At 74.0% G+C, this 25880-nt stretch carries 24 protein-coding genes; 10 read left to right on the top strand and 14 right to left on the bottom strand.

Going from position 1 to position 25880, the window contains the following annotated elements:
• The first annotated feature begins 41 nt into the window (after positions 1 to 41).
• The 5 genes from ACF9IK_RS25280 (at position 42) to ACF9IK_RS25260 (ending at position 5970) form a co-directional block, all read left to right on the top strand.
• Positions 42 to 1340, top strand: a complete 1299-nt coding sequence (locus tag ACF9IK_RS25280) for a prenyltransferase/squalene oxidase repeat-containing protein (protein ID WP_395296383.1) — start codon at positions 42 to 44, stop codon at positions 1338 to 1340.
• Positions 1337 to 2176, top strand: coding sequence for an SCO2322 family protein (locus ACF9IK_RS25275; protein ID WP_395296382.1), 840 nt, complete (start codon positions 1337 to 1339; stop codon positions 2174 to 2176). The genes ACF9IK_RS25280 and ACF9IK_RS25275 overlap by 4 nt, the downstream gene beginning before the upstream one ends.
• A gap of 136 nt (positions 2177 to 2312) precedes the next feature.
• Positions 2313 to 3437 (top strand): CbiQ family ECF transporter T component, encoded by a 1125-nt coding sequence (locus ACF9IK_RS25270; protein ID WP_395296381.1) that lies wholly within the window; start codon positions 2313 to 2315, stop codon positions 3435 to 3437.
• Entirely contained in the window at positions 3434 to 5077 is a 1644-nt protein-coding gene (locus ACF9IK_RS25265) for an ABC transporter ATP-binding protein (RefSeq protein WP_395296380.1), read from the top strand. Before ACF9IK_RS25270 ends, ACF9IK_RS25265 begins: the two co-directional genes overlap by 4 nt.
• Positions 5074 to 5970, top strand: coding sequence for an ECF transporter S component (locus tag ACF9IK_RS25260; protein WP_395296379.1), 897 nt, complete (start codon positions 5074 to 5076; stop codon positions 5968 to 5970). Before ACF9IK_RS25265 ends, ACF9IK_RS25260 begins: the two co-directional genes overlap by 4 nt.
• Positions 5971 to 6006: 36 nt before the next feature.
• Here ACF9IK_RS25260 and ACF9IK_RS25255 read toward each other — a convergent pair whose 3' ends face one another.
• The 4 genes from ACF9IK_RS25255 to ACF9IK_RS25240 form a co-directional block, all read right to left on the bottom strand.
• Positions 6007 to 6636: a hypothetical protein gene (locus ACF9IK_RS25255; protein ID WP_395296378.1), complete on the bottom strand. Its 630-nt coding sequence runs from the start codon at positions 6634 to 6636 to the stop codon at positions 6007 to 6009.
• A 1-nt stretch (position 6637) separates the two neighbouring features.
• Positions 6638 to 7063 carry a hypothetical protein gene (locus ACF9IK_RS25250; protein ID WP_395296377.1) on the bottom strand — a complete coding sequence of 142 codons (426 nt, stop codon included), beginning with the start codon at positions 7061 to 7063 and terminating at the stop codon, positions 6638 to 6640.
• Positions 7064 to 7191: 128 nt separating this feature from the next.
• Positions 7192 to 7590, bottom strand: a complete 399-nt coding sequence (locus ACF9IK_RS25245; protein ID WP_395296376.1) for a hypothetical protein — start codon at positions 7588 to 7590, stop codon at positions 7192 to 7194.
• Between the two features lie 56 nt (positions 7591 to 7646).
• The gene (locus tag ACF9IK_RS25240) at positions 7647 to 8051 is read right to left on the bottom strand and encodes a helix-turn-helix domain-containing protein (RefSeq protein ID WP_395296375.1); all 405 of its coding nucleotides are present in this window, start codon (positions 8049 to 8051) and stop codon (positions 7647 to 7649) included.
• Positions 8052 to 8509: 458 nt separating this feature from the next.
• Here ACF9IK_RS25240 and ACF9IK_RS25235 point away from each other — a divergent pair, with 458 nt between their 5' ends.
• Positions 8510 to 9193, top strand: coding sequence for an HAD family hydrolase (locus ACF9IK_RS25235; RefSeq protein WP_395296374.1), 684 nt, complete (start codon positions 8510 to 8512; stop codon positions 9191 to 9193).
• A gap of 186 nt (positions 9194 to 9379) precedes the next feature.
• On the opposite strand, the gene ACF9IK_RS25230 is transcribed toward ACF9IK_RS25235, so the two are convergent.
• The gene (locus ACF9IK_RS25230; protein ID WP_395296373.1) at positions 9380 to 9712 is read right to left on the bottom strand and encodes an antibiotic biosynthesis monooxygenase family protein; all 333 of its coding nucleotides are present in this window, start codon (positions 9710 to 9712) and stop codon (positions 9380 to 9382) included.
• A 298-nt stretch (positions 9713 to 10010) separates the two neighbouring features.
• Here ACF9IK_RS25230 and ACF9IK_RS25225 point away from each other — a divergent pair, with 298 nt between their 5' ends.
• The 3 genes from ACF9IK_RS25225 to ACF9IK_RS25215 all read left to right on the top strand — a co-directional run bounded on the left by ACF9IK_RS25225 (position 10011) and on the right by ACF9IK_RS25215 (position 13019).
• Positions 10011 to 11105, top strand: a complete 1095-nt coding sequence (locus ACF9IK_RS25225) for a hypothetical protein (protein WP_395296372.1) — start codon at positions 10011 to 10013, stop codon at positions 11103 to 11105.
• Positions 11106 to 11177: 72 nt separating this feature from the next.
• Entirely contained in the window at positions 11178 to 11681 is a 504-nt protein-coding gene (locus ACF9IK_RS25220; RefSeq protein WP_395296371.1) for a hypothetical protein, read from the top strand.
• 261 nt (positions 11682 to 11942) lie between these two features.
• A complete protein-coding gene (locus ACF9IK_RS25215) occupies positions 11943 to 13019 on the top strand; it encodes an AraC family transcriptional regulator (RefSeq protein WP_395296370.1) in 1077 nt (358 codons plus the stop codon).
• A gap of 182 nt (positions 13020 to 13201) precedes the next feature.
• Here ACF9IK_RS25215 and ACF9IK_RS25210 read toward each other — a convergent pair whose 3' ends face one another.
• From ACF9IK_RS25210 to ACF9IK_RS25185, 6 genes are all read right to left on the bottom strand, one after another.
• Positions 13202 to 14095, bottom strand: a complete 894-nt coding sequence (locus ACF9IK_RS25210) for an SDR family oxidoreductase (protein ID WP_395296369.1) — start codon at positions 14093 to 14095, stop codon at positions 13202 to 13204.
• A gap of 135 nt (positions 14096 to 14230) precedes the next feature.
• A complete protein-coding gene (locus ACF9IK_RS25205) occupies positions 14231 to 16144 on the bottom strand; it encodes a thiamine pyrophosphate-binding protein (RefSeq protein WP_395296368.1) in 1914 nt (637 codons plus the stop codon).
• Between the two features lie 174 nt (positions 16145 to 16318).
• Positions 16319 to 17350 carry a 3-oxoacyl-ACP synthase III family protein gene (locus ACF9IK_RS25200; RefSeq protein ID WP_395296367.1) on the bottom strand — a complete coding sequence of 344 codons (1032 nt, stop codon included), beginning with the start codon at positions 17348 to 17350 and terminating at the stop codon, positions 16319 to 16321.
• A gap of 4 nt (positions 17351 to 17354) precedes the next feature.
• Entirely contained in the window at positions 17355 to 18056 is a 702-nt protein-coding gene (locus ACF9IK_RS25195) for a hypothetical protein (RefSeq protein WP_395296366.1), read from the bottom strand.
• Complete coding sequence (locus tag ACF9IK_RS25190) at positions 18053 to 18595, bottom strand: ester cyclase (protein ID WP_395296365.1); 543 nt, start codon at positions 18593 to 18595, stop codon at positions 18053 to 18055. Before ACF9IK_RS25190 ends, ACF9IK_RS25195 begins: the two co-directional genes overlap by 4 nt.
• Positions 18596 to 18928: 333 nt before the next feature.
• Positions 18929 to 21001, bottom strand: a complete 2073-nt coding sequence (locus ACF9IK_RS25185) for an MFS transporter (protein WP_395296364.1) — start codon at positions 20999 to 21001, stop codon at positions 18929 to 18931.
• Between the two features lie 322 nt (positions 21002 to 21323).
• Between ACF9IK_RS25185 and ACF9IK_RS25180 the strand changes: the two genes are divergently transcribed.
• Positions 21324 to 22559, top strand: a complete 1236-nt coding sequence (locus tag ACF9IK_RS25180) for a peptidoglycan-binding domain-containing protein (RefSeq protein WP_395296363.1) — start codon at positions 21324 to 21326, stop codon at positions 22557 to 22559.
• Between the two features lie 7 nt (positions 22560 to 22566).
• Here ACF9IK_RS25180 and ACF9IK_RS25175 read toward each other — a convergent pair whose 3' ends face one another.
• The 3 genes from ACF9IK_RS25175 to ACF9IK_RS25165 form a co-directional block, all read right to left on the bottom strand.
• On the bottom strand, positions 22567 to 23151 hold the full coding sequence (locus ACF9IK_RS25175; protein ID WP_395296362.1) for a TMEM165/GDT1 family protein: 585 nt from the start codon (positions 23149 to 23151) through the stop codon (positions 22567 to 22569).
• A gap of 214 nt (positions 23152 to 23365) precedes the next feature.
• Entirely contained in the window at positions 23366 to 24181 is an 816-nt protein-coding gene (locus ACF9IK_RS25170) for an ABC transporter permease (protein ID WP_395296361.1), read from the bottom strand.
• Positions 24160 to 25767 carry a dolichyl-phosphate-mannose--protein mannosyltransferase gene (locus ACF9IK_RS25165; protein WP_395296360.1) on the bottom strand — a complete coding sequence of 536 codons (1608 nt, stop codon included), beginning with the start codon at positions 25765 to 25767 and terminating at the stop codon, positions 24160 to 24162. The genes ACF9IK_RS25170 and ACF9IK_RS25165 overlap by 22 nt, the downstream gene beginning before the upstream one ends.
• Between the last annotated feature and the right edge of the window lie 113 nt (positions 25768 to 25880).

The following is a 25880-nucleotide window of genomic DNA, read 5'->3' as shown; positions in this document are numbered from 1 at the left end:
CCACGGGCCACCACACCGCTCACCGAAAGGCTCAACCGACCATGCTCACCGCCGCCCGCCTGGGCGCCGCCGCCCTGACCGCTGCGCTGCTGACCGGCACCGCCGCCGCACCGGCCCTCGCCGACAGCCCCTCCCCGAGCGCCGCCCCCGCCGCCCCCGAGGGCCTGTACGGCAAGGGCGACCCGACGTACGACGGGGTCTGGCGGCAGTCGCTCGCCCTCACCGCGCTGGCCGGCGCCAAGGTGACGCCCGCCGACTCGGCCGTCTCCTGGCTCACCGGCCAGCAGTGCGCGGACGGCGGCTGGCCGTCGTTCCGGGCCGACACCACGGCCGCGTGCGACGCCAAGACCGAGGACAGCAACGCGACGGCCGTCGCCGTCCAGGCCCTGATCGCGCTCGGCGGGCACCAGGACGCCGTCGACAAGGGCGTCCAGTGGCTCAAGGCCAACCAGAACGCGGACGGCAGCTGGGCCTACAACCCCGGAAGCCCCGGCGACGCCGACTCCACCGGCCTGGCCGTGAACGCCCTGTTCGCCGCCAAGGCAGACCCGGCCGGCGTCGCCAAGGCCGGCAAGAACGCCTTCGACGGGCTGGCGCTCTTCCAGCTCGGCTGCGCCGCTCCCGCCGACCAGCGCGGCGCCTTCGCCTACCAGCCCAAGCCGGACGGGGCGCTCGAAGCGAACACGCTCGCCACCGGCCAGGCCTCGCTGGCCGCGGCCGGCGGGAAGCTGCCGGTCACCAACACCAACCGGACCGACGCCGCGCCCAAGGCCCTGCCGTGCGCCGACGGTTCGGCCGCGACGCCGGCTTCGGGTTCTGCCCCGGCGGGGGCGCCGGTCGCGCACGCCGACTCCGCCGAGGCCGTCGGGGCCTACCTGACCGCGCAGCTCGCGGCGGGTGGACAGCACCTCATGCTGACCACGCCGGGCGCCGCCCCGACCCCCGACTACACGGCCACCGCCTGGGCCGCGCTCGGCCTGATCCAGGGCGGCCACCCGCAGCAGGCCGCCGGCGCGGTGGACTGGCTCGCCCAGGAGGGCGTCACCTGGACCAAGGGCGGCACCGACGCCGCCGCCACCGCCACGCTGCTGATGGTCGCCCAGGCCGCCCAGCGCGACCCGGCCTCGTTCGGCGGCGACCTGGTCGCGCAGCTGACCGCCCTCGGCCCGGCGCCCAAGGCGGTCTCGGCCGCCTCGACCGCCGCGGCGTCGTCGGCTCCGGCCGAGGAGAAGAAGGACGGCGGCATCGGGCAGTGGTGGCTGATCGGCGTGGGCCTGCTGATCGGCATCGGCGGCGGCCTGGTGCTCAGCCTCCAGCGCAAGCGCGGCCAGAAGCCGTGACCGGCCCCGCCACCCCCGGGCCGGACGCCACGGCCGGCCCGGGCTTCGTGTCCGGCCCGGGTGCGGCGTCCCACCCGGGCGTGGCGGGTGAGACGGCGGCGCCCGACAAGCAGCCGTGCTGCCGGCGGGTGGCGCCGGCGGTCGTCCGGTTCGCCGCCGGAGTGATCACCGGGCTGCTGATCCTGCTGATGCTCGCGGCGGCCCCGGCCCAGGCGGCCTGGGCCCAGGCGGCCGGGGCCGGATACCGGTACTGGTCGTTCTGGAAGTGGTCCGACGGCGCCTGGGCGTACCAGCGGCAAGGGCCCGCCGTCTACGTCCCGCAGGACGGCGGCGTGGACGGGTGGCGCTTCGCGGTGAGCCCGGACGGCGGCCGGGACGCCGCCCGGCCCGGCGGCCCCGGGGACTTCGCCGCGATCTGCGGCAGCACGCCGGAACGGTCCGGGCGCAAGCGGATCGCCGTGGTCCTCGACTTCGGCACCGCCGCGGACGCCGCCGGCGAGACCCCGCCCGGGCCCCGGACGGCGTGCGCCGTCGTCCCCGCCGACGCCACCTCGGCCGAGGTGCTGGCCACCGTCGCCCCACCCCTGCGGTACGACACCAACGGCCTGCTCTGCGCCATCGCCGGCTACCCGGAGTCCGGCTGCGGCGACCGGCTCGGCACGGCCGACAAGCCCTCCGCACAGGCCGCCGACGGCAGCGGCACGGGCAGCGGAGGCGGGAGCGGCGCCAGTAGCCGAAGTGGCGACGCCGGCCCCGACATCGGCCTGATCGCCGGCGCCGCCCTGGTGGCCGTCCTGGCCGCAGGCGCGCTCTGGCAGGGCCGCCGCCGGCGCTGAGCGGCGCACGCCTCCCCACCGCTGGAGCGACCCTCTGGAGCGGGGGTCGGCCCGCCCGACCTCCCGCCCGGAACCGGCACCGCCCCGCCCGCACCGGCCCCAGACCCGCCCGCACCCGACCCTGGACCGCTCCCCCGTGACCGAATCCCGCGCCTCCGGCCCGCCCCGCGCCGCCCGCCGCCCACCCGCAGGCCCCCGCCAGCTGCACCCCGGGGCCTGGTGGCTGTGGGCGCTCGGCCTGGGCGCGGCCGCCACCCGGACCACCAACCCGCTCCTCCTGCTCCTGCTCGCCGCCGTGGCCGGCTACGTCGTGGCGGCCAGGCGCGGCGATGCACCGTGGTCGCGCTCCTACGGCGCCTTCCTCCGGCTCGGCCTGCTCGTGCTCGGCATCCGCCTGCTCTTCGCCGTGCTGCTCGGCTCGCCGATCCCCGGCACGCACGTCCTCCTCACCCTCCCCGAGGTACCGCTGCCCGACTGGGCCCAGGGCGTGCGCATCGGCGGCCGGGTCACCGTCGAGGGCCTGCTCGCCGCGCTCTACGACGGCCTGCGGCTGGCCACCCTGCTGGTCTGCGTCGGCGCCGCCAACGCCCTCGCCAGTCCCGCCCGGCTGCTGCGCACGCTCCCCGGCGCACTCTACGAGGCCGGCGTGGCCGTCGTGGTGGCGATGACCTTCGCGCCCAACCTGGTCGCCGACGTCCGGCGGTTGCGCGCCGCCCGCCGCCTGCGCGGACGCACCGACCGCGGTATCGCCGCCGTGCTGAGCGTCGGACTTCCCGTCCTGGAGGGCGCGTTGGAGCGTTCGGTGGCACTCGCCGCCGCCATGGACACCCGTGGCTTCGGCCGCACCGCCGACGTCCCGCGGCCTCTGGCCCGCACCACCGCCGCCCTCACCCTGGCCGGTCTGCTCGGGATCTGCCTCGCCGCGTACGGGCTGCTCACGGCCGGCGGCGCCGGCTGGGCCGTGCCGGTCCTGCTGCTCGGCCTGGCCGCCGCCTTCGCCGGCCTGCTGCTCGGCAGCCGCCGTTCGGTACGGACCCGCTACCGCCCCGATCCGTGGGCGCTGCCCGAGTGGCTGACCGCCGGATCCGGCGCCGCGGTGGCCGCGTCGACGATCTGGCTCGCCGGCGTCGACCCGACCGCCTTCGCGCCCACCGTCGTGCCGCCGACCGCACCCGCCCTGCCCCTGGCCGCCGTCCTCGCCGTCCTGATCGGCCTGGTCCCGGCGTTCGCCGCCCCGCATCCGCCCCGGAGGGTTTCGTGATCACCTTCGAGCAGGTATCCGTGCAGTACTCCGACGCCGCCGCCCCGGCGCTCAGCGGCGTCGACCTGACCGTCCCCGAGGGCGAACTCTGCCTGCTGGTGGGCCCGTCCGGCTCCGGCAAGTCCACCCTGCTGGGCACGGTGAGCGGCCTCGTCCCGCACTTCACCGGCGGCGTGCTGCACGGCCGGGTGACCGTCGGCGGCCGCGACACCCGGGAGCACCGGCCGCGCGAACTCGCCGACCTGGTCGGCACCGTGGGCCAGGACCCGCTCGCGCACTTCGTCACCGACACGGTCGAGGACGAACTCGCCTACGGAATGGAGTCGTTGGGCCTGGCACCGGACGTGATGCGGCGGCGGGTGGAGGACACGCTGGACCTGCTCGGCCTCACCGACCTGCGCGACCGCGCGCTCACCTCGCTCTCCGGCGGCCAGCAGCAGCGCGTCGCCGTCGGCTCGGTGCTCACCGCCCATCCGCGGGTGCTGGTCCTCGACGAGCCCACGTCCGCGCTCGACCCGGGCGCGGCCGAGGAGGTGCTGGCCGTGCTGCAACGGCTGGTCCACGACCTCGGCACCACCGTGCTGATGGCCGAGCACCGGCTGGAGCGGGTGGTCCAGTACGCCGACCAGGTCCTGCTGCTGAGCCCCGGCGGACCGCCCGTCCTCGGCGAACCCGCCGAGGTGATGGCCCATTCCCCCGTCCACCCGCCCGTCGTCGGCCTCGGCCGGCTGGCCGGCTGGCGTCCACTGCCGCTCTCGGTGCGGGACGCCCGCCGCAAGGCCGCCTCCCTCCGCGCGCGCCTCGACGGCCTGCGGCCGGCCGCCGCGGCGGAGGCCGGTACGACGGGGGTCGCCTCGCCAGGGGGCGCCGTCTCCCCCGTCGCGAAGGCCGAGCGCCTGGTCGTCAAACGCGGCCCGGTGCCGGCCCTGCGCGGCGTGGACCTCGTCCTCCGCCCGGGCGAGATCACGGCGCTCATGGGCCGCAACGGCGCCGGCAAGTCCACCCTGCTCGGCACGCTCGTGGGCCTGCACGAGCCCGCATCGGGCAGCGTCCGGGTCGGCGGCCGCACGCCGCACCGCACCCGGCCCGCCGAGCTGATCCGCCAGGTCGGTCTCGTCCCGCAGGATCCGCGCGACCTGCTGTACGGGGAGAGCGTCGTCGCCGAGTGCGCCGCCGCCGACACCGACGCGGGCGCCGCCCCGGGCACCTGCCGCGCCCTGGTCGAGCGACTGCTGCCCGGGGTCCCCGACGCCGCGCACCCCCGCGACCTCTCCGAGGGCCAGCGGCTCACCCTCGCGCTGGCCGTCGTGCTGACCGCGCGCCCGCCGCTGGTGCTGCTGGACGAGCCGACCCGCGGTCTGGACTACGCCGCCAAGGCCCGGCTGGTCGAGATCCTGCGCGCGCTCGCCGCCGAGGGCCACACCGTCCTGCTCGCCACCCACGACGTCGAGCTGGCCGCCGAGCTGGCCCACCGCACGGTCATCATGGCGGACGGCGAGATCGTCGCGGACGGCCCGACCCCCGAGGTCGTGGTCTCCTCCCCGGCCTTCGCGCCGCAGGTCGCCAAGGTGCTCGCCCCGGGCCCGTGGCTCACCGTGCACCAGGTCGAGCGGGCCCTGGCGGAGGTCGAGCCGTCGTGACCGCCGCCGACCCGAAGACCGTCCCCGCGGCGGACACGCTCACCGCCACCCGCCGCCGGCTCGCCCGTCCCGTCCCGCTCGGCCGCCGCTCGATCGCCGTCCTGGCGCTCACCTCACTGGTCGGTGTGGCCGGCTTCGGCTGGCCACTGCTCGCTGCCACCGACTCCGCGCTGGTCGGCCACTCGACCGACGCCCCGTGGCTGTTCGCCCTCCTGCTGCCCCTCCTGCTCGCCGTCGTCGTCGCCCAGATCTCCGAGGGGCGCTCGGCGGGCGGTGGCGCGCCCGGTCTGGACGCCAAGTCGGTGGCCCTGCTCGGCGTCCTCGCCGCCGCGGGTGCCGCACTGCGGCCGCTCGGCGCCGGGACGGCCGGGCTGGAGCCGATGTTCTTCCTCATGGTGCTGGCCGGGCGGGTGCTCGGGCCGGGCTTCGGCTTCGTCCTCGGCTCGCTGTCGATGTTCGCCTCTGCGCTGCTGACCGGCGGGGTCGGGCCGTGGCTGCCGTTCCAGATGCTCGCCATGGGCTGGGTCTGCCTCGGCGCGGGCCTGCTCCCGGGCGCCGCCACCCTGCGCGGCCGCGGCGAGCTCGTCATGCTCGCGGCGTACGGGGCCGTGGCCTCGGTCCTCTACGGCACGGTGATGAACCTCCAGGGCTGGCCCTACATCGCGGGCCTCGCCGGTTCGATCTCGTTCGTCCCGGGCGACCCGGTCAGCGCCAACCTGGTCCGGTTCGCGGCCTACTGCCTGGCCACCTCGCTCGGCTGGGACCTGCCCCGGGCGGCGCTCACGGTCGTACTCTGCCTCACCCTCGGCACGTCCGTCCTGCGCGCCCTGCGCCGGACCACCCGCCGCGCCGCCTTCGACGCCCCGGCGACGTTCCGCCCGCCGGAGGCGTGAGGGGGCTCTCCCGCCGGCCGGAGGGCCCCCGATCCGCTACCTGACCGCCGAGTTCAGGAGGCTTGCGAGCGAACGGTTGACCTGCCGGGTCGCGCTCACGGAACCATGGCGGGGGAGGACCCGTCCAGCGGCCCCTGCGATCGGCACGGCGGGACCCTCAGGAGCCTTCTCCTGCTTCTCCAGTTCGTCTTCGAGCTCCCTGAACAGCGCACTCGTCTTCCGGTGCAGTCTCGAAAACCGCGCGATCAGATAGCGCTGCCGAAGGTCGAGCGGACCGGCGCTCTCTCTCATCTCCCGCAGGATCGACTGGAACTCGGCGTCGAAGAACAGGGAGAAATCGCGGAGCCCTTCCCTGAACTCGACCCGGTGGAACTCACACTTCCGGGCATCTCTCGAATGCCGACCTTCCATGTGGTCCTGCAACGCGAGCAGCCGCTTGACGGACTCCACCAGGAACTCCGCAAGGTGTGCCTTGGCCTGCCGCTCTGCGGTGAGGTTCTCGACCAGTTCCTGTACCGAGGCCGGCGAATACCCCGGACCGCTGTGCGTGACGGCGTCGAGAACACGCTCGATCCGAGAACTCCGCGGCATGGACCAGCTGTCCGCGGTGTCGAACTCGTAGCCGGGCCCACGCCTTGCCAGGGCATCGGAGAGTCTCGCGGCCATTTCACGCACCACCTTCGGATACCGTCGATGTGGACAGGCTCTCGGGCGACTCCGGCGCGGGCTTTCGCCCTCGCGACGCCCTCGTGGCCTGACGGGGAGTCCGCACAGGAGTGCCGCCGCCCTCCTGCTGGCCGGCAGCCGCCACGTGCGGGCCCATGCGCTGCCATTGTTCGAGGATGGCCGGGGCGCCCGCCCCGGCCATCAGCGCGCCCAGCGTTCCGAGCGGACCTGACGCAGCCAGCCCCCACGCGACGATTGCGCCGAGAACGATGCGAATCAGCTCGCCGGTGACGTATATGCCGAACGTCGGGCCGTTCTTGACCCGCCAAGGCCACTGTCGTCTGGTCTGAAGATGGCGGTAGAGGGAGACGAGGAAGATCAGCCCACCGCCCACAGCTCCACACAGGAAGCTCTGCCAGTGCGGCATGACTCTCCTCCACTCGGCCCGCGCCGACTCAAGGGGCCGGAGCCCCGGGGAATCACCTGACTGCTAGTCAGGTCTACCCAGTGTAGTGAGGCCGGAAGAGCCGTGCAGACTGAACGGGTGATCGGCCATCAGTGGGTGCGGCCGCCCCGGCACGCGGGACACACCTTTCCGGCCGCGGCCACCGGCCGTCCGCACAGGCCGTCCCTCCCGGGACACTCGTGACCGACGGCGCCCACCACCTGCACGGCGGCCACGTGTTCGCCTCCCGGGACCGGCGGCACCGCCGCCAGCCTCGCCGAGACGATCGCCCCGACGCTGCAGGTGATCCTCTCCGGCAGCGGTGCGGCCGGGATGCTCGTCAGCGCGTCCGCGGTCCAGCCGCCCGCGAGCAGACCCTCCACCCGGCCCGCCTGGTCGCTCAGCGGCCTGCCGGCCAGGGCGAAACGGGGCTCGCGGCGACCGAGTTCGAGCAACAGTGCCAGGCCCGCCGTCATGTGCGACGAGCGGGGCGACGGCGCGATCGGCACCGTCGGCTTCTCGGACGGAGGGACGGAAGGCTCTTCCACATCCTTCGTCCCTTCCTTCACGGAAGGGCTTCCCGCGTTCCCGCCCCCGTCGGCCCGGCTCCGGGCCGACCGGCGGCCGGAGTGGCGGGAAGCGGCGGCACCGTGTGCACCGCTTTGCCCGTTACGGGCACTTCGTGGACGGAGACCACCGTCCGGACCTGGCCGGTGACCGGGTCGCGGTGCGTCCGACGGATGTAGTGGCCGGCCTCTTGGAGCTCACGCAGGGCGCGAGCCACGGTCGCGCGGCCCTCCACGCTCTTCGCGGCGAGCGTCCGGACGTCCTCGCGGGAACCGTCGGGCAGGCTGAGCAGGTAGCCGAGCAACCCCCGCGCGGCCCAACTCAGCGAGTGCTTACGGACGACATGCCCGTTGTCCAGGATCGTGTACCCGGGCGCATGCCGGGGGATACGATGAATGTGCATTCGGGAGCTCTCGTTCTCCTGGTGCCGCGCCCCGGGGTGTTCCAGCACCGCCGGGCCTCACTGTTCGTCGAACACCGGGCGCCCTTCCGGGCACCCGCGCCGCAATGGTCACCGCAATGCCGCAGCCGGGCGCCCGATTCCCCTTCCTGTCACCCGATCGGGCGGCGCAAGCGCACCCCACCCGGCGCACGCCGAGCGCCACGCGACGCGCCCCGCATCAGCCGGTCGGCCGACGACATGACCGGCCGGACGAGCGGGATGCCCGAGCCGCTCAACTCTCGCCACTGGACGAGGTGTTCCGCCCTGTGGATCCACTCGCCCCGCGCGGAGGGAGGAGTTCGGCAGGAACAGCCGGCGGGGGACGGTGCGGAACGTCGCCTCCCAATCGGTCTCCAGCACAGTGGAGTTCCGACGGGTGTCGCCGCCGCAGTGTGAACGGCAAGGCCTATGCTGCGGGAATGATCAAGCCCGTTGAACTCGTCATATTCGACTGCGACGGCGTGCTGGTCGACAGCGAGCGCATCGCCGCTCGTGTCCAGGTCACCCTCGGAGCCGAACTCGGGTGGCCGCTGACCGAGGACGAGGTCGTGGACCGGTTCATCGGGCGCTCGCACGCCGCCATCCACGAGCAGATCGCCGCCCGGCTCGGCCCGGACACGGCCGCGATCTGGTCGGAGAAGTTCGAGCAGCTCCACCGGGAGGCCGTGGACGCCGAGCTCGCCCCGGTCGACGGCTTGCCGGAAGCACTCGATGCGCTCACTCTGCCGACGTGCGTCGCCTCCAGCGGCTCCCACGACAAGATGCGGCACACCCTGGGCCGCACCGGCCTCTACGAACGCTTCGCAGGCCGCATCTACAGTTCCACCGAAGTCTCCCGCGGCAAGCCCGCCCCCGACCTGTTCCTGCACGCCGCCCGGCAGATGGGCGTCGATCCCGAAGCCTGCGCGGTCGTCGAGGACAGCCGACCCGGCGTCCACGCTGCCCGCGCCGCCGGCATGCGAGCCTTCGGCTACGCCGGCGGACTCACCCCGGCCGAACGCCTCGAAGGCCCCGACACCGTCGTCTTCCACGACATGCGCCGACTGCCGGACCTCATCGCCGAACGGCAGCCAACCACCCCCCACCAGGTGCTACCCGCCTGAGCTCTCGACACTTGCCCAGGTTCTCGCCCGTCGCTCCTCTCGGGCCGGGCGCGTCCCCCGACGCGGGGAGTGCAGAGGCCAGAACCTCAGCGCTGCCTGCAGGTGCGCGGATACAGGGGATCCCATCGGCACCTGACACCGGCGCGGCCCGGACGGGTCCGGGGCCGCGCCGGGCGGGGTGGAGCCTCAGGCCTTGGGGCCGGCCGACTGGACGACCTCGAAGGACCACAGGGTGGAGCCGGACGCGGCGGGGCGCTTGGGCGCCTCGCCCTCGGCGGCCGGCGGACCCTGACGGTGAGCCGCCTGCATGGGGCCCTCCATCCAGGCCTTGAAGTCCTCCTCGCTGCGCCAGCGGGTGTAGACCAGGTACTGGTCCGTCCCCTCGACCGGGCGCAGCAGTTCGAACCACTCGAAGCCGTCCGAGTTCTCGACGGATCCGGCCCGCGACGCGAACCGCTTCTCCAGCTCCGCCCGCTGCTCGGCCGGAACGGTCAGCACGTTGATCTTCACGACGGACATGACGCACCTCCTCATCGACCGGGGCTCGGCGAGTCCCGGTTCTCATCGTGCGAGCAGTCTCCTACACCTGACGCCGGCGACCGTGGGACGTCTCCACTTCGGGCTGCGTGACGTCTCAAAGTGCTGGTCACGACGGTGGGACGAAGTCTGCTCCGTCCCACGGGATTGAACGCGGCGATCGGCCCGGATCGGGCACCTAGGCTGGCCATCGCCCGGCGTCGAGCCGGGCCCGCCGGGTCGCGACGCGTCGAGTCGCACCGGCCGAACCCCTGCCCCCAGAACCGAGGAGCGATCCGCCATGCCCTTGAGCGGGAGCGGAAGGACTGCCCGCGGCCGGACGTCCGGCCGCGCGCCGGGCGCCGTCGGCCCGGGCACCGGGCTGCGGGCGACGTTCGCCGCCCGCGGCCCGGGCACCGGGCTGCGGGCGACGTTCGCCGCCCTCGCCGCACTCACCACGCTGAGCGGCTGCGCAGGCGGGCCGCCCGCGGCGGCGCCGATCGTCGTACCGCCGACCACCCCGGTGGCGACGCCGTCGGCGGGCACCGGTGTGGACGAGCTCCATCTTCCCATTGAACAGTACATGCTGACACCGGTTCAGTCCGTGCAGTTCGAGTGGGTCCGCAAGGCGGCCACCGGCTCCTGCATGAAGCGGTACGGGCTGGACTACCCGGTGCCGGCCAAGCCCGGGCCGGACGACACGGCCGCCCGCACCTACACCCCGATGAACCGCCGCTACGGCGTCACCGAACCGGACAGCGCCGCCCGCTGGGGCTACCACATGCCCCAGACGGCGGCCGCGCCCGCCGCGGGCGAACAGCCGGCCTCACTGGCCGCGCTCCCCGCCGCCGCGAGGACCGTCCTGCTCGGCGTCGACCAGGCGCAGGGCACCCGTGCGACCTCGTACCAGGGCAAGCCACTCCCGGACGGAGGCTGCTTCGCCGAGCTCGACCGGATCATGCCGGGCGCGGCCGGCGGCCCGCAGGGCCCCGGCAACGGCCCGCAGGGTGCGGTGACCGAGATCAAGTCGGGGAGCTTCACCGAGTCGAAGTCCGCCCCGGAGGTGGCCGCGGCGATCGCCGCCTGGACCGGCTGCATGAAGGAGCACGGCTTCGACCTCCCGGATCCGCTGCAGGCTCCCACCGCCGTGCCGTCGATGAAGGACCCGGTGCCGAGCGCGACGGAGATCGCCCAGGCCGTGGCGGACGTCGACTGCAAGCGCCGCACCAACCTCACCGGCATCTGGTTCGCCACCGAGTCGACCCTGCAGAACGTCGCGATCGGCCGCCGCGCGAAGGACCTGGCGACCGTCAAGGCGGCGCTCGACTCCGAGGTCCGCTCGCTCGGACGGCTGCTCGACCACGACTGGTCCTCCCCCGCGCCGCCCACCCTCTGACCATCTCCCCCGGCCCGCGGACCGATTCCGCGGACCGTCGACACCACCACCCAGTGAAGGAGCCATCGACCGATGAAGCTCAAGTCCGCAGGCCGCCGCCTGGCCACCGGCGCGGCCGCCCTCGCCGTCGCCGGCACCACCATGCTCACCGGCGCGGTCCCGGCCAACGCCAGCACCACCACCATCAACGGATGGAGCACCTGGTCCTCGCCGGTCCGGTGCAAGGACAGCGGCGGCGCCAGCGGCCTCATGTTCTGCATCTACTACTCGCCGGGCGCCGAAGGCGCGATGACGATGGAATACCAGCTCCAGGACGGCCAGATCGACGAGACCTTCTGGAAGAAGGACCAGTACGGCTCGGCCGGCTACGGCCAGAAGGTGCGCAACAACGCCGCCTCCGTCGAGAACGCCAGCAGCTCCACCATCGGCGTCTGGGTCTACCCGTGGTTCTACGGCGACGCCAACTACGTCCCGGCCGGCCGCGGCGGCAACCTGACCTCGAACCTGCGCAACAACGAGGCCTCCTGGGGCATGGTCGACTACCTGAACCGCGGCGGCCAGGTCCGCCTGGACTGACGCGGCCGGAGCGGGCGCGCCGACAGCCGCTCACGGCCGCCCGCACCCCCCGCAGACGACCGCCCGCCCGCACCACGGCGACCCGCCGCGGTGCGGGCGCCGTCGCCTCCGGGAGCACCCCACCGCCCGCAGCAATCGGTGCGACGTGGGACCGATTTGACGATATGTCATCTTGCTGTAAGCCCCGCCCGTGAGGTTTAAAGCTTCCGCAATGAGAAGCGGCCCCCGTCCGCAGTAGCCTGTGCCGGGGGGACTGGACTCATGGACGACGTACTCGGCGAACTGCTCGGCTCGCTCCGTCTGGAGGGGGCGTTCCACACCCACTGGCGCGTTCGGGCGCCCTGGGGGATCCGCGGCCCGGCCGAGAACTGTGCGGTGCTGCACTACATCGTCGAGGGCTCGTGCTGGGCGACCCTCGCCGACGAGGTCGAACTGCCCGGCGCCGCACTCCATCTGCGCAGCTCGGTGCTGCGCCAGGGCGACCTTGCGATCTTCCCGTGGGGGGCTCCGCACGCGCTGAGCGACCGGCCCGGACGGAAGGCCGTACCGCTGCCGACCGTCCTGGCCGGCCGGACCGCCGAGCGCGCCGTGGCGGGTCAGGACGCCGCAACCCCCGCCACCCCGCTGCCGCCCGGGGCGTCCGAGGGGTTCGGAGTGGTACGGCTGCCCGGGCCCGGACCGGAGACCCGGATGCTCTGCGGCGGTCTGTCCTACAACTCCGCCGGCGAGTCGGCGCTGTACCGGGCGCTGCCGCCGATGATCGTGCTGGACCGCGGTCTCGTCCGGCGGCAGCCGCTGCTGCACCACACGTTGGACGCGCTGTCCGCGGAGCCCGACGGGGACCCCGGCGAGCACCGGTTGATCAGCGTGCGCGGCTTCGAGACCGCCCTGGTCCTGGCACTCGGCCTGGCGCTGCGCGGCGAGGCGGCGAAGCGCCTGGCCGACGACTATCCGGCGATGCGGGCGCTCAACCACCCCGGCATCAGCCGAGCGCTGCTCGCCGTGTACGGCAGGTTCGGGGAAGCGTGGACGGTCGAACGGCTGGCCCACGAGGCGCGGATGTCCCGGACGGCGTTCACCGCGGCCTTCCGCGAGCTGGTCGGCGAGAGCCCCGGCCGGCATCTGACCGCCCGCCGGATGCGGGAGGCGGCCCGGCTGCTCACGGAGACCGACCGGGCCCTGTCCGTCATTCCGGAGGCGGTCGGTTACCGCAGCAGCGTCGGCTTCCACCTCGCCTTCCGCAAGTGGTTCGGGATGCCGCCGGGCGAATACCGGGGCAGTCGCCCCAGCCTCCACGGCCCGAGCCTCCACGGCCCGGCGGTCCGCGCGGTCTCCTGACCCCGAGGCCGCGGACCGTCCCCGGCACCGCACCGTCCCGGCTCCCGCCCGGCCCCGACCTTGTGCAGGTACGGTGCAGGACTCATGCCCAGCCGGCGGGGGCTCGCCCCGGCGGGGACGGCCACGGCCTTGAGCAACCGGGTGCTCGGGGCCAGCGGCTCTTCACGACACCGCCGCGCGCCTCATCGCGCCGCCCAGACCTGCCAGTCGCGGGCGGCGATCCAATCGGCCGCCGGGGTCAGCCGGATGCCCAGCGCCGACTCCACCGCCGCCGGGTCGGACTCCAGCAGGCCAGCCCCCTCCTCGGTGGCGACCCAGCGGTAGGTGCCGGCGATCCCGGCAGCGGTCTCCGGACCGAAGGCCTGGGCCAGCCCGGCCTCGAACTGCTCGGGCGGCAGCGGGACATAGCGGACCTCGCGGCCCAGACCGGCGGTGAACCGCTCGGCCAGCTCCGGGCCGCTCAGCAGCTCGGCGCCGCCCAGGTCGATCGTCTCCCCCGCGAGGTCGGCGGTGGCCAGCGCGGCCACCGTGGCCCTGGCGAGGTCCTCGTGGGAGAGCCAGGCGATCCGCACCGGCCGCGGCACCGGGAAGGCCAGCACGCCGTCGTTGACCAGCGCGGGCCCGGCGATGGGGCTGTAGAGGTTGTCCAGGTAGACCGGCGGACGCAGCGCGGTCGTCGGGACGCCGGACTCCAGCAGGATCTGCTCGGCCTCCCGCCGGGTCTCGAAGCCGGTGAACTCCGTGCGCTGCGCGGGGACGCGGGTGTTGCCGTTCACGACGAGCCGCTCGACGCCCTCCTCGCGGGCCGCACGGGCGACGTTCCGCGCGAAGCGCACCACCGTGTCGCGGTCGTAGACCTGGGGGATCACGGCGGATGCGTGGGTGACGCCGGCGAAGGCCTTCCGCACGGAGTCCGCGTCCCCGAGGTCGCCGGTGACGACGTCCACGCCGGGGACGGCCTTGTCCGCGGTCGAGACGGTCCGGGCGAAGCCGCGCACCGGCCGCCCCTGTTCGGCTAGCAGCCGGGCCACGGCACCGCCCTGGAACCCCGTCGCGCCGATGACGAGAACAGTCATTCCTCACTCCTTCCCTTCACAGTTCCACGGCGGAGTGCCTCGGCGGCGGCCTCCGCGACGGCTTCGGCCACGCCGGGCAGCGGGCCGGACCGGACTCGTCGGTGCCGACCCGGCCGACCCCGCCGACGCCCACGCTCACGCCGACACCCCCGACCGGCCCGGCGCCGCCGAACGCGGCGCCGGCACCGTGACCGCCGCCGGCGCCGCCTCGTCGACGAAGTAGGTCGGCTCGTCGAGCGGCAGGAACGGCGTGAACGGCGGCACCTCCTCCCGGGCGAGCCGCAACTCCAGCAGCCCCGGCAGGCCGGTCCCTTCGGGGGCCGCGGCGCTGCGGCCCGCGTACTCGGCCAGGGCCCGGTCGAGCTCCTCCCGGCTGTCGACGCTCGCCACCCAGAGGCGGTCCGGGCCGCCGAGGCCGCGCGCCACCGTGGCGATGTCCACCGGTGCGTAGCGCACCGACTCGATCCGGGAGTCGAAGTAGGTCTGCTGTCTGGTCACGCACATGCCGTGCATGGCGTTGTTGAACACCACGTACAGGACGGGCAGCCGCAGGTCGACCGCGGTGTGCACCTCCAGGCCGTTCATCAGGAACGCGCCGTCACCGAGGATCACCACGGTGCGGACGCCGGCGGCGGAGCCCAGTTGGGCGCCGACGGCCGCGCCGAGGCTGTAGCCCATGCCGCCCGCGCCCAGCGCGATGGTCGAGCTGGCCCCGTCGGGCACGTCGCTGAGGTGGATCGCGGCGGACGCGCAGTTGCCCGCGTCCAGCACCAGGTGCCCCTCGGCCGGGAGCCAGGCGGTCAGCGCGGCGATCGCCTCGCTCTGCATCAGGCCGCCGCCGGCCTGCACCGGGCCGAGCCCGGGTGCCGGCCGCGGCCGGAACCTCGTCCGCCGGTAGCCCGACAACTCCTCGGCCTGGAAGGGCTCCTTGCGCAGCAGCTCAAGGAGCCGCCGGGCCGCCGCGCCGGCGTCCGCCCGCACCACCAACCCGGGTGAGGCCGCGCGGGACGCCTCCCCGGGGTCGATGTTGACCACTGCCAGGCGGTCCCCGCGCAGATCGCCGAGCGGGCCCCGGGTCATCGCGTTCAGGCCCGCGCCGATCGCCACGACGAGGTCGGAGTCCCGCACCGCGGCGTGCGCGGAGGGGTGGCCCACCACACCTGCCACGCCGAGGAACAACGGGTCGGAGTTGGAGAACTCGGCGCGCGCCGACATCGTGGTGGCGACCGGGATGCGCGCCTCCCGGACGAACTCCGCCACCGCGTTGCGGTCCGCGCTGCGGCGCACGCCGTGCCCCAGCAGCACGACCGGCCGCTGCGCCTCCCGCAGCGCGTCGAACAGGGCCCGCACCTCGTCCTCGTCCGTCTCGGGCCGCTCGACCAGTTCCTCGGGCGCGGACGGCCAGTCGGCCGGCCGCTCGGGCACCGTCCGCTCGAAGACGTCCCGGGGCACCAGCAGTGCCACCGGGCCGGGGCGCCCGGACAGGGCGGTGCGGGCCGCCTCCGCCAGCTCGTCCCAGAGCCGCTCCGGGTCGGTCAGCGTCACGGTGCGCTTGGTGACGGCCGACAGCAGCAGCGCGGCGTCCACCGTCCGCCCGATGCCGGAGCCGTCCTGGAACGCGCCCTTGCCCGCCAGCGCCTGCGGCGGCTGTCCGACCAGCGCGAGCACCGGGACGGACTCCGCGTAGGACTCGGCCAGGCCGACCGCCAGGTTGACCAGCGCGCCGCCGGAGGTCGAGCAGCAGACGCCGAGCGTGCGGTGCACCCGGGCGTGTCCGTCGGCCATGAAGGCGGCGCCGTCCTCGCGGCGGGCCAGGACCGAGGCCAGCCGGCCGCGTCCGAGGCGGTGGATCGCGTCGTGCAGATGCTCGATGTTGGCGCCGCTGACGCCGAAGACGTACCGCACGCCCCAGTCGCGCAGCGACGTGACCAGCGCGTCGGCGACCGTCGCCGCGGTCGCTCCTGCCCGGTCCGACGCCGCCGCCGACCCGGCCCGGTCCGGCACCGTGGCGGCCTCCGTCGTCGTCCCCGTCGTCGTTGCCCCTGCCATCTCTCCCCCTGCCTTCTCTCCCCGTTGGTCCCCCGTCAAGCCGGTCCGGCCGGCCTCCCCGTCGTTCCCGTGCATGCCGGAGCAGCCGGCCGTCCCCGTGTCCCCACCGGTCCGGCCGGCCGTCCCGCCCCGCTCCGACCCGGGGTCACGCCCCCGGCCGGGCGGCGCGCTTTGTCACCGGTCCGCGTGCCAGCGGACGGTCATGGCGCTCACCAGGTCCCCGCCGTTGGCGAAGGTCCCGAAGGCGAGGATGTTGCCGTCCTTGATCAGGCCGCGGTCCAGTGCGTCCGCGACCGTCACCGGGATGGAGCCGGCGAAGAGGTTGCCGTACTTCGCCAGCGTGTCGTGCGTCCGCGCCTCCTCGATCCCGCACCGCTTGCGCCACTCGGCGAGGAAGTCCTCGTTCGGCTGGTGCGTGATCAGGTAGTCGACGTCGTCGCTCGTCAGGCCCGCCTCGGCGAGGCTGGCGGCGACCGCGTCCGGCACCAGGGACATCGAGTTCTCCCGGATGGCCGCCAGCCGCTCCTTGGTGAAGTTCACCGTGATCGGCCCGCAGCCGCGCTCCCAGTAGTTGCGGAACACCCCGTCGACCAGCTCCGGTTCGAAGCGCAGCAGGCCGTAGTTCTCGCCGTGCGAGCGCTCGTAGGCGGAGAGGATGCTCGGACGGCCGGGTGCCACCAGCGTGGCGGTGGCGCCGTCGCCGAGCACCCGGGAGCGCTTGGAGCTCTGGAACTCCGGTAGCCGGGAGACGAAGTTGGTCACCGTCAGGACGATGACGTTCCGGTGGATGCCGGACTCCACGAACGCCTTGGCGGTGCGCAGCCCGGACAGCCAGGAGCAGCAGCTGGTGTCGAGCTGGAGCACGGTGGCGCGGGTGGCTCCGATCTCCGACTGCACCGCCGAGCCGATCCCGGGCCAGAACGTGTCGTTGAAGATGCAGTTGTAGATGATGAGGTCGACCTCGTCGGCGGCCAGCCCCGTGCGGTCGAGGAGCTTGGTGCAGGCCGCCGCGCCCAGCTCGGCCGAGGTCTGGTCCGGCGAGGCGAACCTGCGCTCCGCGACGCCGCGGAAGAACTCGTGGTCGCCGAGGTCGTCGTCGGCCCCCGGGGCGCCGGCGTTGGAGACCACGCAGTCGGGCAGGACGTTCACCACGTCGATCAGCTGTGCCTGCGGGCCGGCGGTGTGGCCCTTCGGTTCCGTCGCCATGCCGTCAGCCGCCGGCCCGGCCGTTGCCGAAGCGGTGCTCCAGGATCCGCTTGAGGTTGGCCGTCTCGATGCGGTGGATGGCGTCGAAGTTCGGCCAGATGTCGCCGACCCAGTACCGGTCGGTGCGGGCCCGGCCCTCGGCGATGTAGTCCGGGACGTCGGTGACGGACCGGTCGTAGTACGGGTGCTTGCAGTTGGTCCAGAGCACCACGGTGCCGGGACGGCCCAGCGTCTTGTTCGCGTCGATGAACGTGAAGTAGTAGCGCATCCAGAGCTCCTTGCCCTGGTCCCAGGCACAGGGGTAGAACACCAGCCCGTGCTCGGGGCCCTTCATCACGTCGGCGCGGATGAAGATCTCGGTGTTCGGCTGGATGGCCTCGGTGCCCCGGTAGAGGCCGCCTCCGACGTGGCGCAGGTCCCGGACGCTGAACGTCCACTCCTCCATCGAGTGGACGTTGGCCGCGTACTCGAACACGACGTCGTAGGGGACGTCGATGTACTCGCCGAGCGAGCAGTACTGGCCGAAGACCTCCTCGTGCGAGTAGGTCTCCTTGGTGCCCTCCACCATGAGGCGGTAGCACTCCTCCTGGCTGACCGTCTCGCTGCGGACCAGGCCGGGTATCTTCACCAGGTCCGTGCTGTCCAGCAGGTAGTTCTTCAGATCGCCCGAGTCGTCCGCCCGGCGAGGGGTGATGTTCGCGGTCACTTTCCGACCTCCTTGAGGAATCCGTCGATGTCTTCCCAGTGCTCCGTGCTGGAGATCAGGCCGTTCCTGACGGTCTGGGTCTCCTCGCCGCGGAAGCAGACGTACTTGTACGTCGCCGGGACGCCGGCGAACTCCGCCGAGTGCGTACCGCAGTGCTGCAGCGACACGTGGATCCGGTCGCCGCTGCGGGTGATGCCGGTGACGGCCTCCACCAGGTCCGGGAAGGCCGCCCGGACCTCGCGGACGAGTTGCTGTGCCCCGGCCACGCCGGTGCCGAGGCCCGGGCGGGTCGGGACGTCGACCCAGCCCCGGCTGACCGCCCGCGCCATCAGAGCGGTGTTCCCCGTGCTCAGGGCCCCGTAGAAGTGGGCCACGGCGCTCAGGCCGTCGCCCGCCCGCTCCTCGGCCCGGGCTTCGGCGGCAGGCACCGCCGCCGCTTCGACCACCGGCACCGCGTCACGGGCGGCGGGCTGCGCCTCCGCCACCGAACCGCCCGTGAGCACCGCCGCCGCGGCAGCCGCCGCGACCGGTCCGCGCACGGTCCACGATGATGTGCAGGTCACAGCGAACCTCCCCCAAAGGTTCGACGAACAACTGATCACCCATCCTGGTGGACCACCGTGGCGCCGTCGATGAGGATCCGGCCGGGATGGCTTAGCAATCGTCCTGAGCCCGCGTCGTGAACCGGTCGGCGTCGCCGACGCATTGTCATGCACTCTCTCCCCCACTGGGCGCGGGGCCATGCTTATGACTTGCGCCACACCGGTCGACTCCTGCCCTGCGTACCCCGGGCGCCTCGTGGGCCTCCGGGGCCCCCTCGACCCCTCCGGCCCCGGGCCGGAGCCACGCCCCGACCCGGCCGCCTCGCGGCGTCAGAACGACCGGCCCTCGCCCCGGTACGGGGGTTCCGGGCCGGCCGGGTCCGGCCGGTCCCGGCGGTCGGCGCAGAGCGTCGTGGAGAGCCTGGTCAGCAGGGCGGCGAGGTCGTCGAACTGCTTCTCGTCCCAGTCCCCGAGGAGCTCCGCGAGCTGCTCCCGGCGGGCCGCGACCAGCCGGAGTGCGACCGCCTCGCCGGGCTCGGTCAGGCGCAGCGGCAGTCCGCCGGTGCGGGAGGCGAGGCCGCGCCCCTCCACCTCGCGGACGGCTTCGTCGATCACCGCGAACGGGACGATCCGGCGCTCGGCCAGCTCCGCCGGCTCGACCGAGCCGTGGTGGTACGTCTGCAGCAGCAGCCAGCTGGAGGCGGGCTTGAGGTCGAGCCCGGCCGTGGCGGTGATCCGGCGGAAGAGGTCCCGCCGGGCCTCGCGGCTGTTCAGCACCGACAGCGCACGGGCGATCTCGTCCAGCGAGGAGCGTTCCACCGGGTTGACACCGATCGACTCGCTCAGGTCCGGGGCGGTCACCGTCTCACGGAGCTTCTGTTCGCGCAGGAAGAGCGAGAGCACGAAGGCGAGGGCGGCGATCGGCACCGCGTAGAGGAAGACCTGGGTGATCGACTCGGCGTAGGCGTGCAGGATCGCGGTCTGGGTGGCCTCCGGGAGCCCGTCGATCACGCGTGGGTCGGCGGTGATCGCCCCGGGGTCGAAGCCGGGTGGCAGCGGCACGCCGGCCAGGGCGTCCCGCAGCCGGTCGGCCAGGCCGCCCGCGAAGACCGCCCCGAAGACGGAGACGCCGAAGGACGCCCCGATGGAGCGGAAGAAGGTGGCACCGGCGGTGGCCACGCCCAGGTCCCGGTAGCCGACGGAGTTCTGCACGATCAGCACCAGCACCTGCATCACCAGCCCCAGGCCGAGGCCGAAGACCAGGAAGTAGCAGCTCATCTCGAAGGTGCCGGTGTTCTCGTCGAGCCGGGAGAGCAGGACCAGGCCGACGGTGGTGACGGCCGTTCCGGCGATCGGGAACGCCCGGTAGTGGCCGGTCCGGGCGACGACCTGGCCCGAGCCGATCGAGGTCGCCAGCATCCCGAGCACCATCGGCAGCATGTGGATGCCGGACAGCGTCGGCGAGACGCCCATGACCACCTGGAGGAAGGTCGGCAGGTAGGTCAGCGCCCCGAACATCGCGAAGCCGACCACGAAGGAGATGACGGCGACCAGGCTGAACGTCCGCGAGCGGAACAGCCGCAGCGGCAGCACCGGTTCGGCCGCGGTCCGCTCGACCAGAACGAAGGCGACGAGCAGCAGCGCCCCCAGCACGCCCAGGCCGGTGATCCGCCAGGAGCTCCAGGCCCAGGTCGTCCCGCCGAGCGAGGTCATCAGGACCAGGCAGGTGGCCACCGCGGCGATCAGCACGGTGCCGAGGTAGTCGATCCGGTGGCGGTGCTTCACCTCGACGCCGTGCAGCACGGCGGCGATCACCACCAGGGCGACCACGCCGATCGGCAGGTTGACGTAGAAGACCCAGCGCCAGCTGAGATGGTCCACGAACAGCCCCCCGAGCAGCGGCCCGAGCACGCTGGTGACGCCGAAGACCGCGCCGAAGAGGCCCTGGTACTTGCCGCGGTCCCGGGGCGGGACGAGGTCGCCGACGATGGCCTGGGTGAGCACGATCAGCCCGCCGCCGCCGAGGCCCTGGAGCGCGCGGAAGGCGATCAGCTCGCCCATGTTCTGGGCGACGCCGCAGAGCGCCGAGCCCACCAGGAAGATGACGATCGCGGCCTGGAAGAAGCGCTTCCGGCCGTACATGTCGCCGAGCTTCCCCCAGAGCGGGGTGGCCGCGGTCGAGGCGAGCAGGTAGGCGGTGACCACCCAGGAGAGGTGCTCCAGGCCGCCGAGGTCGCTGACGATGGTGGGCAGCGCGGTGGAGACGATGGTCTGGTCGAGCGCGGCCAGCAGCATCGCCAGCAGCAGGGCGCCGATGGGCACCCAGAGGTTGCGGGCGGAGACCTGCGGCGGACCCGGCTCGCTCGCCGGGCTCCGGCCGGACGCGGCGATCGGATCCGTCATGGGGTCTCCGTAGGGGTCGCGGCCCCGGTCGGGCCGGGGTCCGTGCGAAAGATCACTCCCGACTCACCATGCTGTCAGAAATGCCCTGGTTTGCGCCGTCCAGTTGAGCCGAACGTCACTCCGACCGCCATCCGGGGTACGCCCCCGGGGCGCCGACCGTTCATCAGGCAACAAACACCACCAACCGGCACAACACCCCCGGACCGGGCCGGACACCCCTGTCCGCCCACGGGGACGTCCTGCATAATCAGGCGCGTTCGCCCCCGGGAACACGCGCCCGAGCAGACACGGGGCCAGATCCGAGACCGAGGAGGGCCGGCCGATGCCGGACCAGCACTGCCCGACGTGCGGAACCGCACGCTCCGCCGGGTGCAGCTGCCTCCCCGACCCGGCGCTCACCGACCCGGCACTCATCGAGACGGCCGTGCTGCCGCAGCTGGAGGGCCCGCCGCTGGTGCGCCCGTACGTGCCGCTGGCCGCCGGTCAGGTGGCAGCCCCCACGGCGGCCGGTGCCCCGGCGGATCCGTTCGCCACCACCCTGCTGCCGCCGACCCGGCCCGTACCGGCCCGGGCACCTTCGGCCGGGCAGCCGATCGGCCACCGGCCGCCGGCTGCCCCGCCGACCGGTCCGGACGCGGACGCCCACGCGACCGCCGTGCTGCCCCCGGTGATGTCGGCACCTCAGCAGGCCCCGACCGCACCGCAGCCGCCGTACGGTCAGCAGGCGCCGTACGGTCGGCAGCCCTACGACCCGCGGCACGACTACGACGAGCGGCACCCGCACGACCCGCAGCACCCCTACGACGGCACGGAGGAGCCGGCGGCGGACGGTGGCGACGAGATCGGCCTGTTCGCCTTCGCCGGTGCGGCCCCCGACGGCTCCGCCCGCACCGGCGGCCGGGCGGCCCGGCGTGCGCAGGAGCAGGCCGCGGGCAGCCCGCTGACCCGGCGCCGGGGACTGGTGGTCGCGGCCGGCGCCGGCCTGCTGGCGCTCACCGTCGGCCTCGCCTACGCCGTGACGCCTTCCGGCGAGCCCGAGCGGCAGGCGCAGCCCCTGCCGTCCCGCACGCTGGCCCCAGCGCCGGTCGACCCGACCACGCCCGCGCCGCCCCCGAGCCCGAGCGCGCCGCCGTCCAGCAGCGAGGCGCCGAGCCCGAGCCCGAGCAGAACGGCGAAGCCGAGCAGGACCGCGGCCCCGGCGGCCACCCCCACCACGGTCGCGGCTCCCCCCGCGGCGCCCCCGGCTCCGGCGCCGACCACCCAGGCGCCGACCCCCACCCCGACCAGCACCCCGACGCCGACCCCCACGCCCACCACCCGGGTGCTGGAGCGCGGGATGAGCGGACCGGACGTCAAGGACATGCAGCTGCGGCTCTCCGCCGCCTCCTGCGGATTCGTCGACAAATCGATCGCGACCGGCACCTTCGACTGGTGGACCCAGAGCGTGCTGGCCGACTTCCAGCGCAGCTACAAGATCAAGGGCGAGGTCATCGCCGGCGGCGCGGTGTACGGACCCAAGACCCGGGCCGCACTGGAGAGCGACCCGGGCGACTGCTGAGCGGCCGTCAGCCGGTGACGGCGCGGAAGATGCTGGCCCCGGCCATCAGGACCATCACGCCGGCGGCCACCCGGATGATCACCTTCATCGGGACGTGCTTCAGCAGTTTCTGACCACCGAGGATCGCGATCCCGGCGACGGCGCAGAGCGCCAGCCAGGCGCCGAGGCCGACGGCGAGCGGGTCGGCGTACTTGGCGGCCAGGTTGGCGGTCATGATCTGGGTGAGGTCGCCGAACTCGGCCACCGCGACGACCACGAAGCTGGCCCCGGCCACCTTCCAGAAGCCGTTCGAGGACGGCTCCTTGGCCGCGTGCCCGTCCTCGCCCCCGCCGCCGTGGAAGAGCAGCATGGCCGCGCCGGCCAGGAAGAGCACGCCGGTGACGCCCTCCACCCAGCGCTGCGGCAGCAGCGAGAGCAGTTGCCCGGCGACCAGGGCGATGCCGACCTGGAGGGCGAAGGCGGCGGCGATACCGGCGAAGACGTGGCTCGCGCGGTACTTGGCGCCGAGCATCAGGCTGGCCAGTGCGGTCTTGTCCGGCAGTTCGGCCAGGAAGACGATGCCGAACGTGATGACGGCGACGGTCAGGCTCATGGGGAGATCGGTATCCCTCGGTCGGGCTGTCCGGCCTCGGCAGCTCCGTCAGGGGTCGCTCCGGCCCGACAGCACTGGTCAGAAGTCACAGCACTGCGGCCGAAGGTCTCGCCGGCACCGCCCCGAAAGACGCGCGCCCCGGGCGCCGGGCCCGCGCGGGGGCCAGTATGTCGACGGTCCGGTGGAGGGCTACTCCCCTTCAACGCCGTCCAGACTACCCGATGCCGTCCGGCCTCCCGCCGGTCGCCGGCCCGGTGGCCACCCGGCCCCGGGCCACCAGCTCCAGCACCACCACGATCGCCACCGACTCCACCGCGAGCAGCGCGACCAGCACGAACAGCTGCACCGCGCCCGCCTGCACCGGGGTGGCCCCGCCGAGCAGCATGCCGACGAACGCGCCGGGCAGCGTGACCAGGCCCACCGTCCGGGTCTGGTCGAGGGCCGGGACGAGCGAGGTGGCGGCCGCGGTGCGACAGATCTCCAGCCGGGCGTCACGCTCCTCGAAGCCGAGCGCCAGCGCCGCCTCCACCTCGCCGTGCCGCTGTCGCAGCTCGTCCAGCGCGCGCCGGCCGGCCAGCGAGGTAGCGGTGAGCGCGCCGCCGATCAGGATGCCGGCGACCGGGATCACCGACAGGCCCTTCGGGGGCAGCAGCCCGACGGCCAGCAGCAGCCCGAGAACGGGAGCCACCCCGGCCGCGATCGGCGCGGCGGCCCAGACCCAGGCCGGCCCCCGGGTCATCCGTCGCCCGGCCGTCCGGACCGCGACCGCGAACATCAACAGGACGAACAGCGCCGACCACCAGAGCGAGCCGACCACCCAGGTGATCACCAGCGCGACGGCGGCCAGCTGCACCACCGCTCGCAGTCCGGCCCGCAGCACGGCGTGCCCGTGGCCGAGCAGGCCCCGGCCGGCCACCGCCACGGCGGCGGCGAGCAGGACCGCGGTGACCACCCCGAGCCCGGGGGTGACCGGCAGCAGCTGGTCGGCCGCCGACCGGGTCACGGCGGTCAGATCCAGCTGGTGAACCACATCCGGTCCTGCCAGGACGACATCGGGATCACCTCCGCCGTGTAGAGCGGGTAGAAGAACGCGAAGCAGCCCACGATCGCCAGCACGATCAGCCCGGCCCCGGCCGCTCCGATCCGGCGCCGACGCGGCGAGCAGCCCTCCGGGCCGAGCATGGCGCCGAGCATCTGGGCGACGGCGAGGCAGAGGAACGGCACCAGGACGACCATGTAGAAGGAGAAGACGGTCCGCTCCTGGTACCGGAACCAGGGCAGGTAGACGCCGGCGACGGCGCAGAGCACCGCGCCCGAGCGCCAGTCCCGTCGGAAGAACCAGCGCCAGAGCAGGTAGGCCAGGGCGAAGCAGGCCGTCCACCAGAGCAGCGGGGTGCCGAGGCCGAGGATCTGCGTGGCGCAGCCGCCGGAGGCGGTGCACCCCTGCTGCCCGGCCGGCACCTGCTCCCAGTACATGGAGACCGGACGGCCCTGGACCAGCCAGCTGAACGGGTTGGACTGGTAGGTGTGCGGGGTGCTCAGCCCGGTGTTGAAGTCGTACATCTGCGAGTGGTAGTGCCAGAGACTGCGCAGCGGCGCGGGCACCCAGGTCATCGGCACCTGCGGCAACGGGACGCCGAGGAGGCTCGCCGGGGAGAGTCCGGCACGGTCGGCGGCCCAGAGCCGGTCGTAGCCGCCGCCGGTGGCCAGCCAGCCGGCCCAGGCCCCGACGTAGACCACCAGGGCCGAACCGGCCACCGCGAGCAGGGCGGGCAGCGCGTCCCGGCGCAGCATCGAGCGCCAGGGACGGCGGGCACCGGCCCAGCGGCGGCCGGACTGGTCCCACAGGACGGTGAGCAGGCCGAAGGCGACCAGCACCATGGCGCCGTTCCACTTGACCGCGCCGGCGGCGCCGATGAGGATGCCGGCGGCGATCCGCCAGGGCCGCCACCCCAGCCGGACGGTGTCGCCGCCGTGTGCGTCGCGGACGACGGCGAGCCGGGCGCGGGTGCGGTCGCGGTCGATCAGCAGGCTGCCGAACGCGGCGAGCACGAAGAACATCTGGACGCCGTCCAGCAGACCGATCCGGCTCATCACCAGTTGGAGGCCGTCGACCGCCATCAACAGGGCGGCGGTGCAGCCGAGCAGGGTGGATCCGAAGAGCCGGCGGCCGATCCGGGCGAGCATCAGCACGGTGACGGTGCCGAGCAGGGCGGTCATGAACCGCCAGCCGAAGGGGTGCAGGCCGAACGCCCACTCGCCGAGCGAGATCACCCACTTGCCGAGCGGCGGGTGGGCGATGAACTCGGGCGCGGAGGTGAGCGGGATCTGCTGCGGGACGGCGAGGATGTCGGCGTTGGCGCTGTCCGGCCAGGTGCCCTCGTAGCCCTGCCGGAGCAGCGACCAGGCGTCCTTGGGGTAGTACGTCTCGTCGAAGACGAAGGCGTTGGGGTAGCCGAGGTTCCAGAAGCGCAGCAGCCCGGCGAACAGCGCCACCCCGATCGGCCCGAGCCAGCCGGACCAATCGGCCGCCCGGCGCAGCAGCCCCCGCGGAGCCGGTACGGGGGCTGCGGGGGCCGGGGGTGCGGGTGGGTGCGTGAGCGCCGCTTGCGTCATTGCCTCGCCGATTCGCCTGTCTCGCCTGTGCCGGCCGGGGCCGGGCGGTCAACAGCAACCGACACTATGTGTCGGTCGTCGGGAAACCAAGCGCGACGGGCGCCGACCAGGTG

The organism is Kitasatospora hibisci, assembly GCF_043950205.1.
Classification (GTDB): Bacteria; Actinomycetota; Actinomycetes; order Streptomycetales; family Streptomycetaceae; genus Kitasatospora; species Kitasatospora hibisci.
Note: the sequence above shows the minus strand (reverse complement) of the source record. Positions and strands in the feature narration are given on the sequence as shown.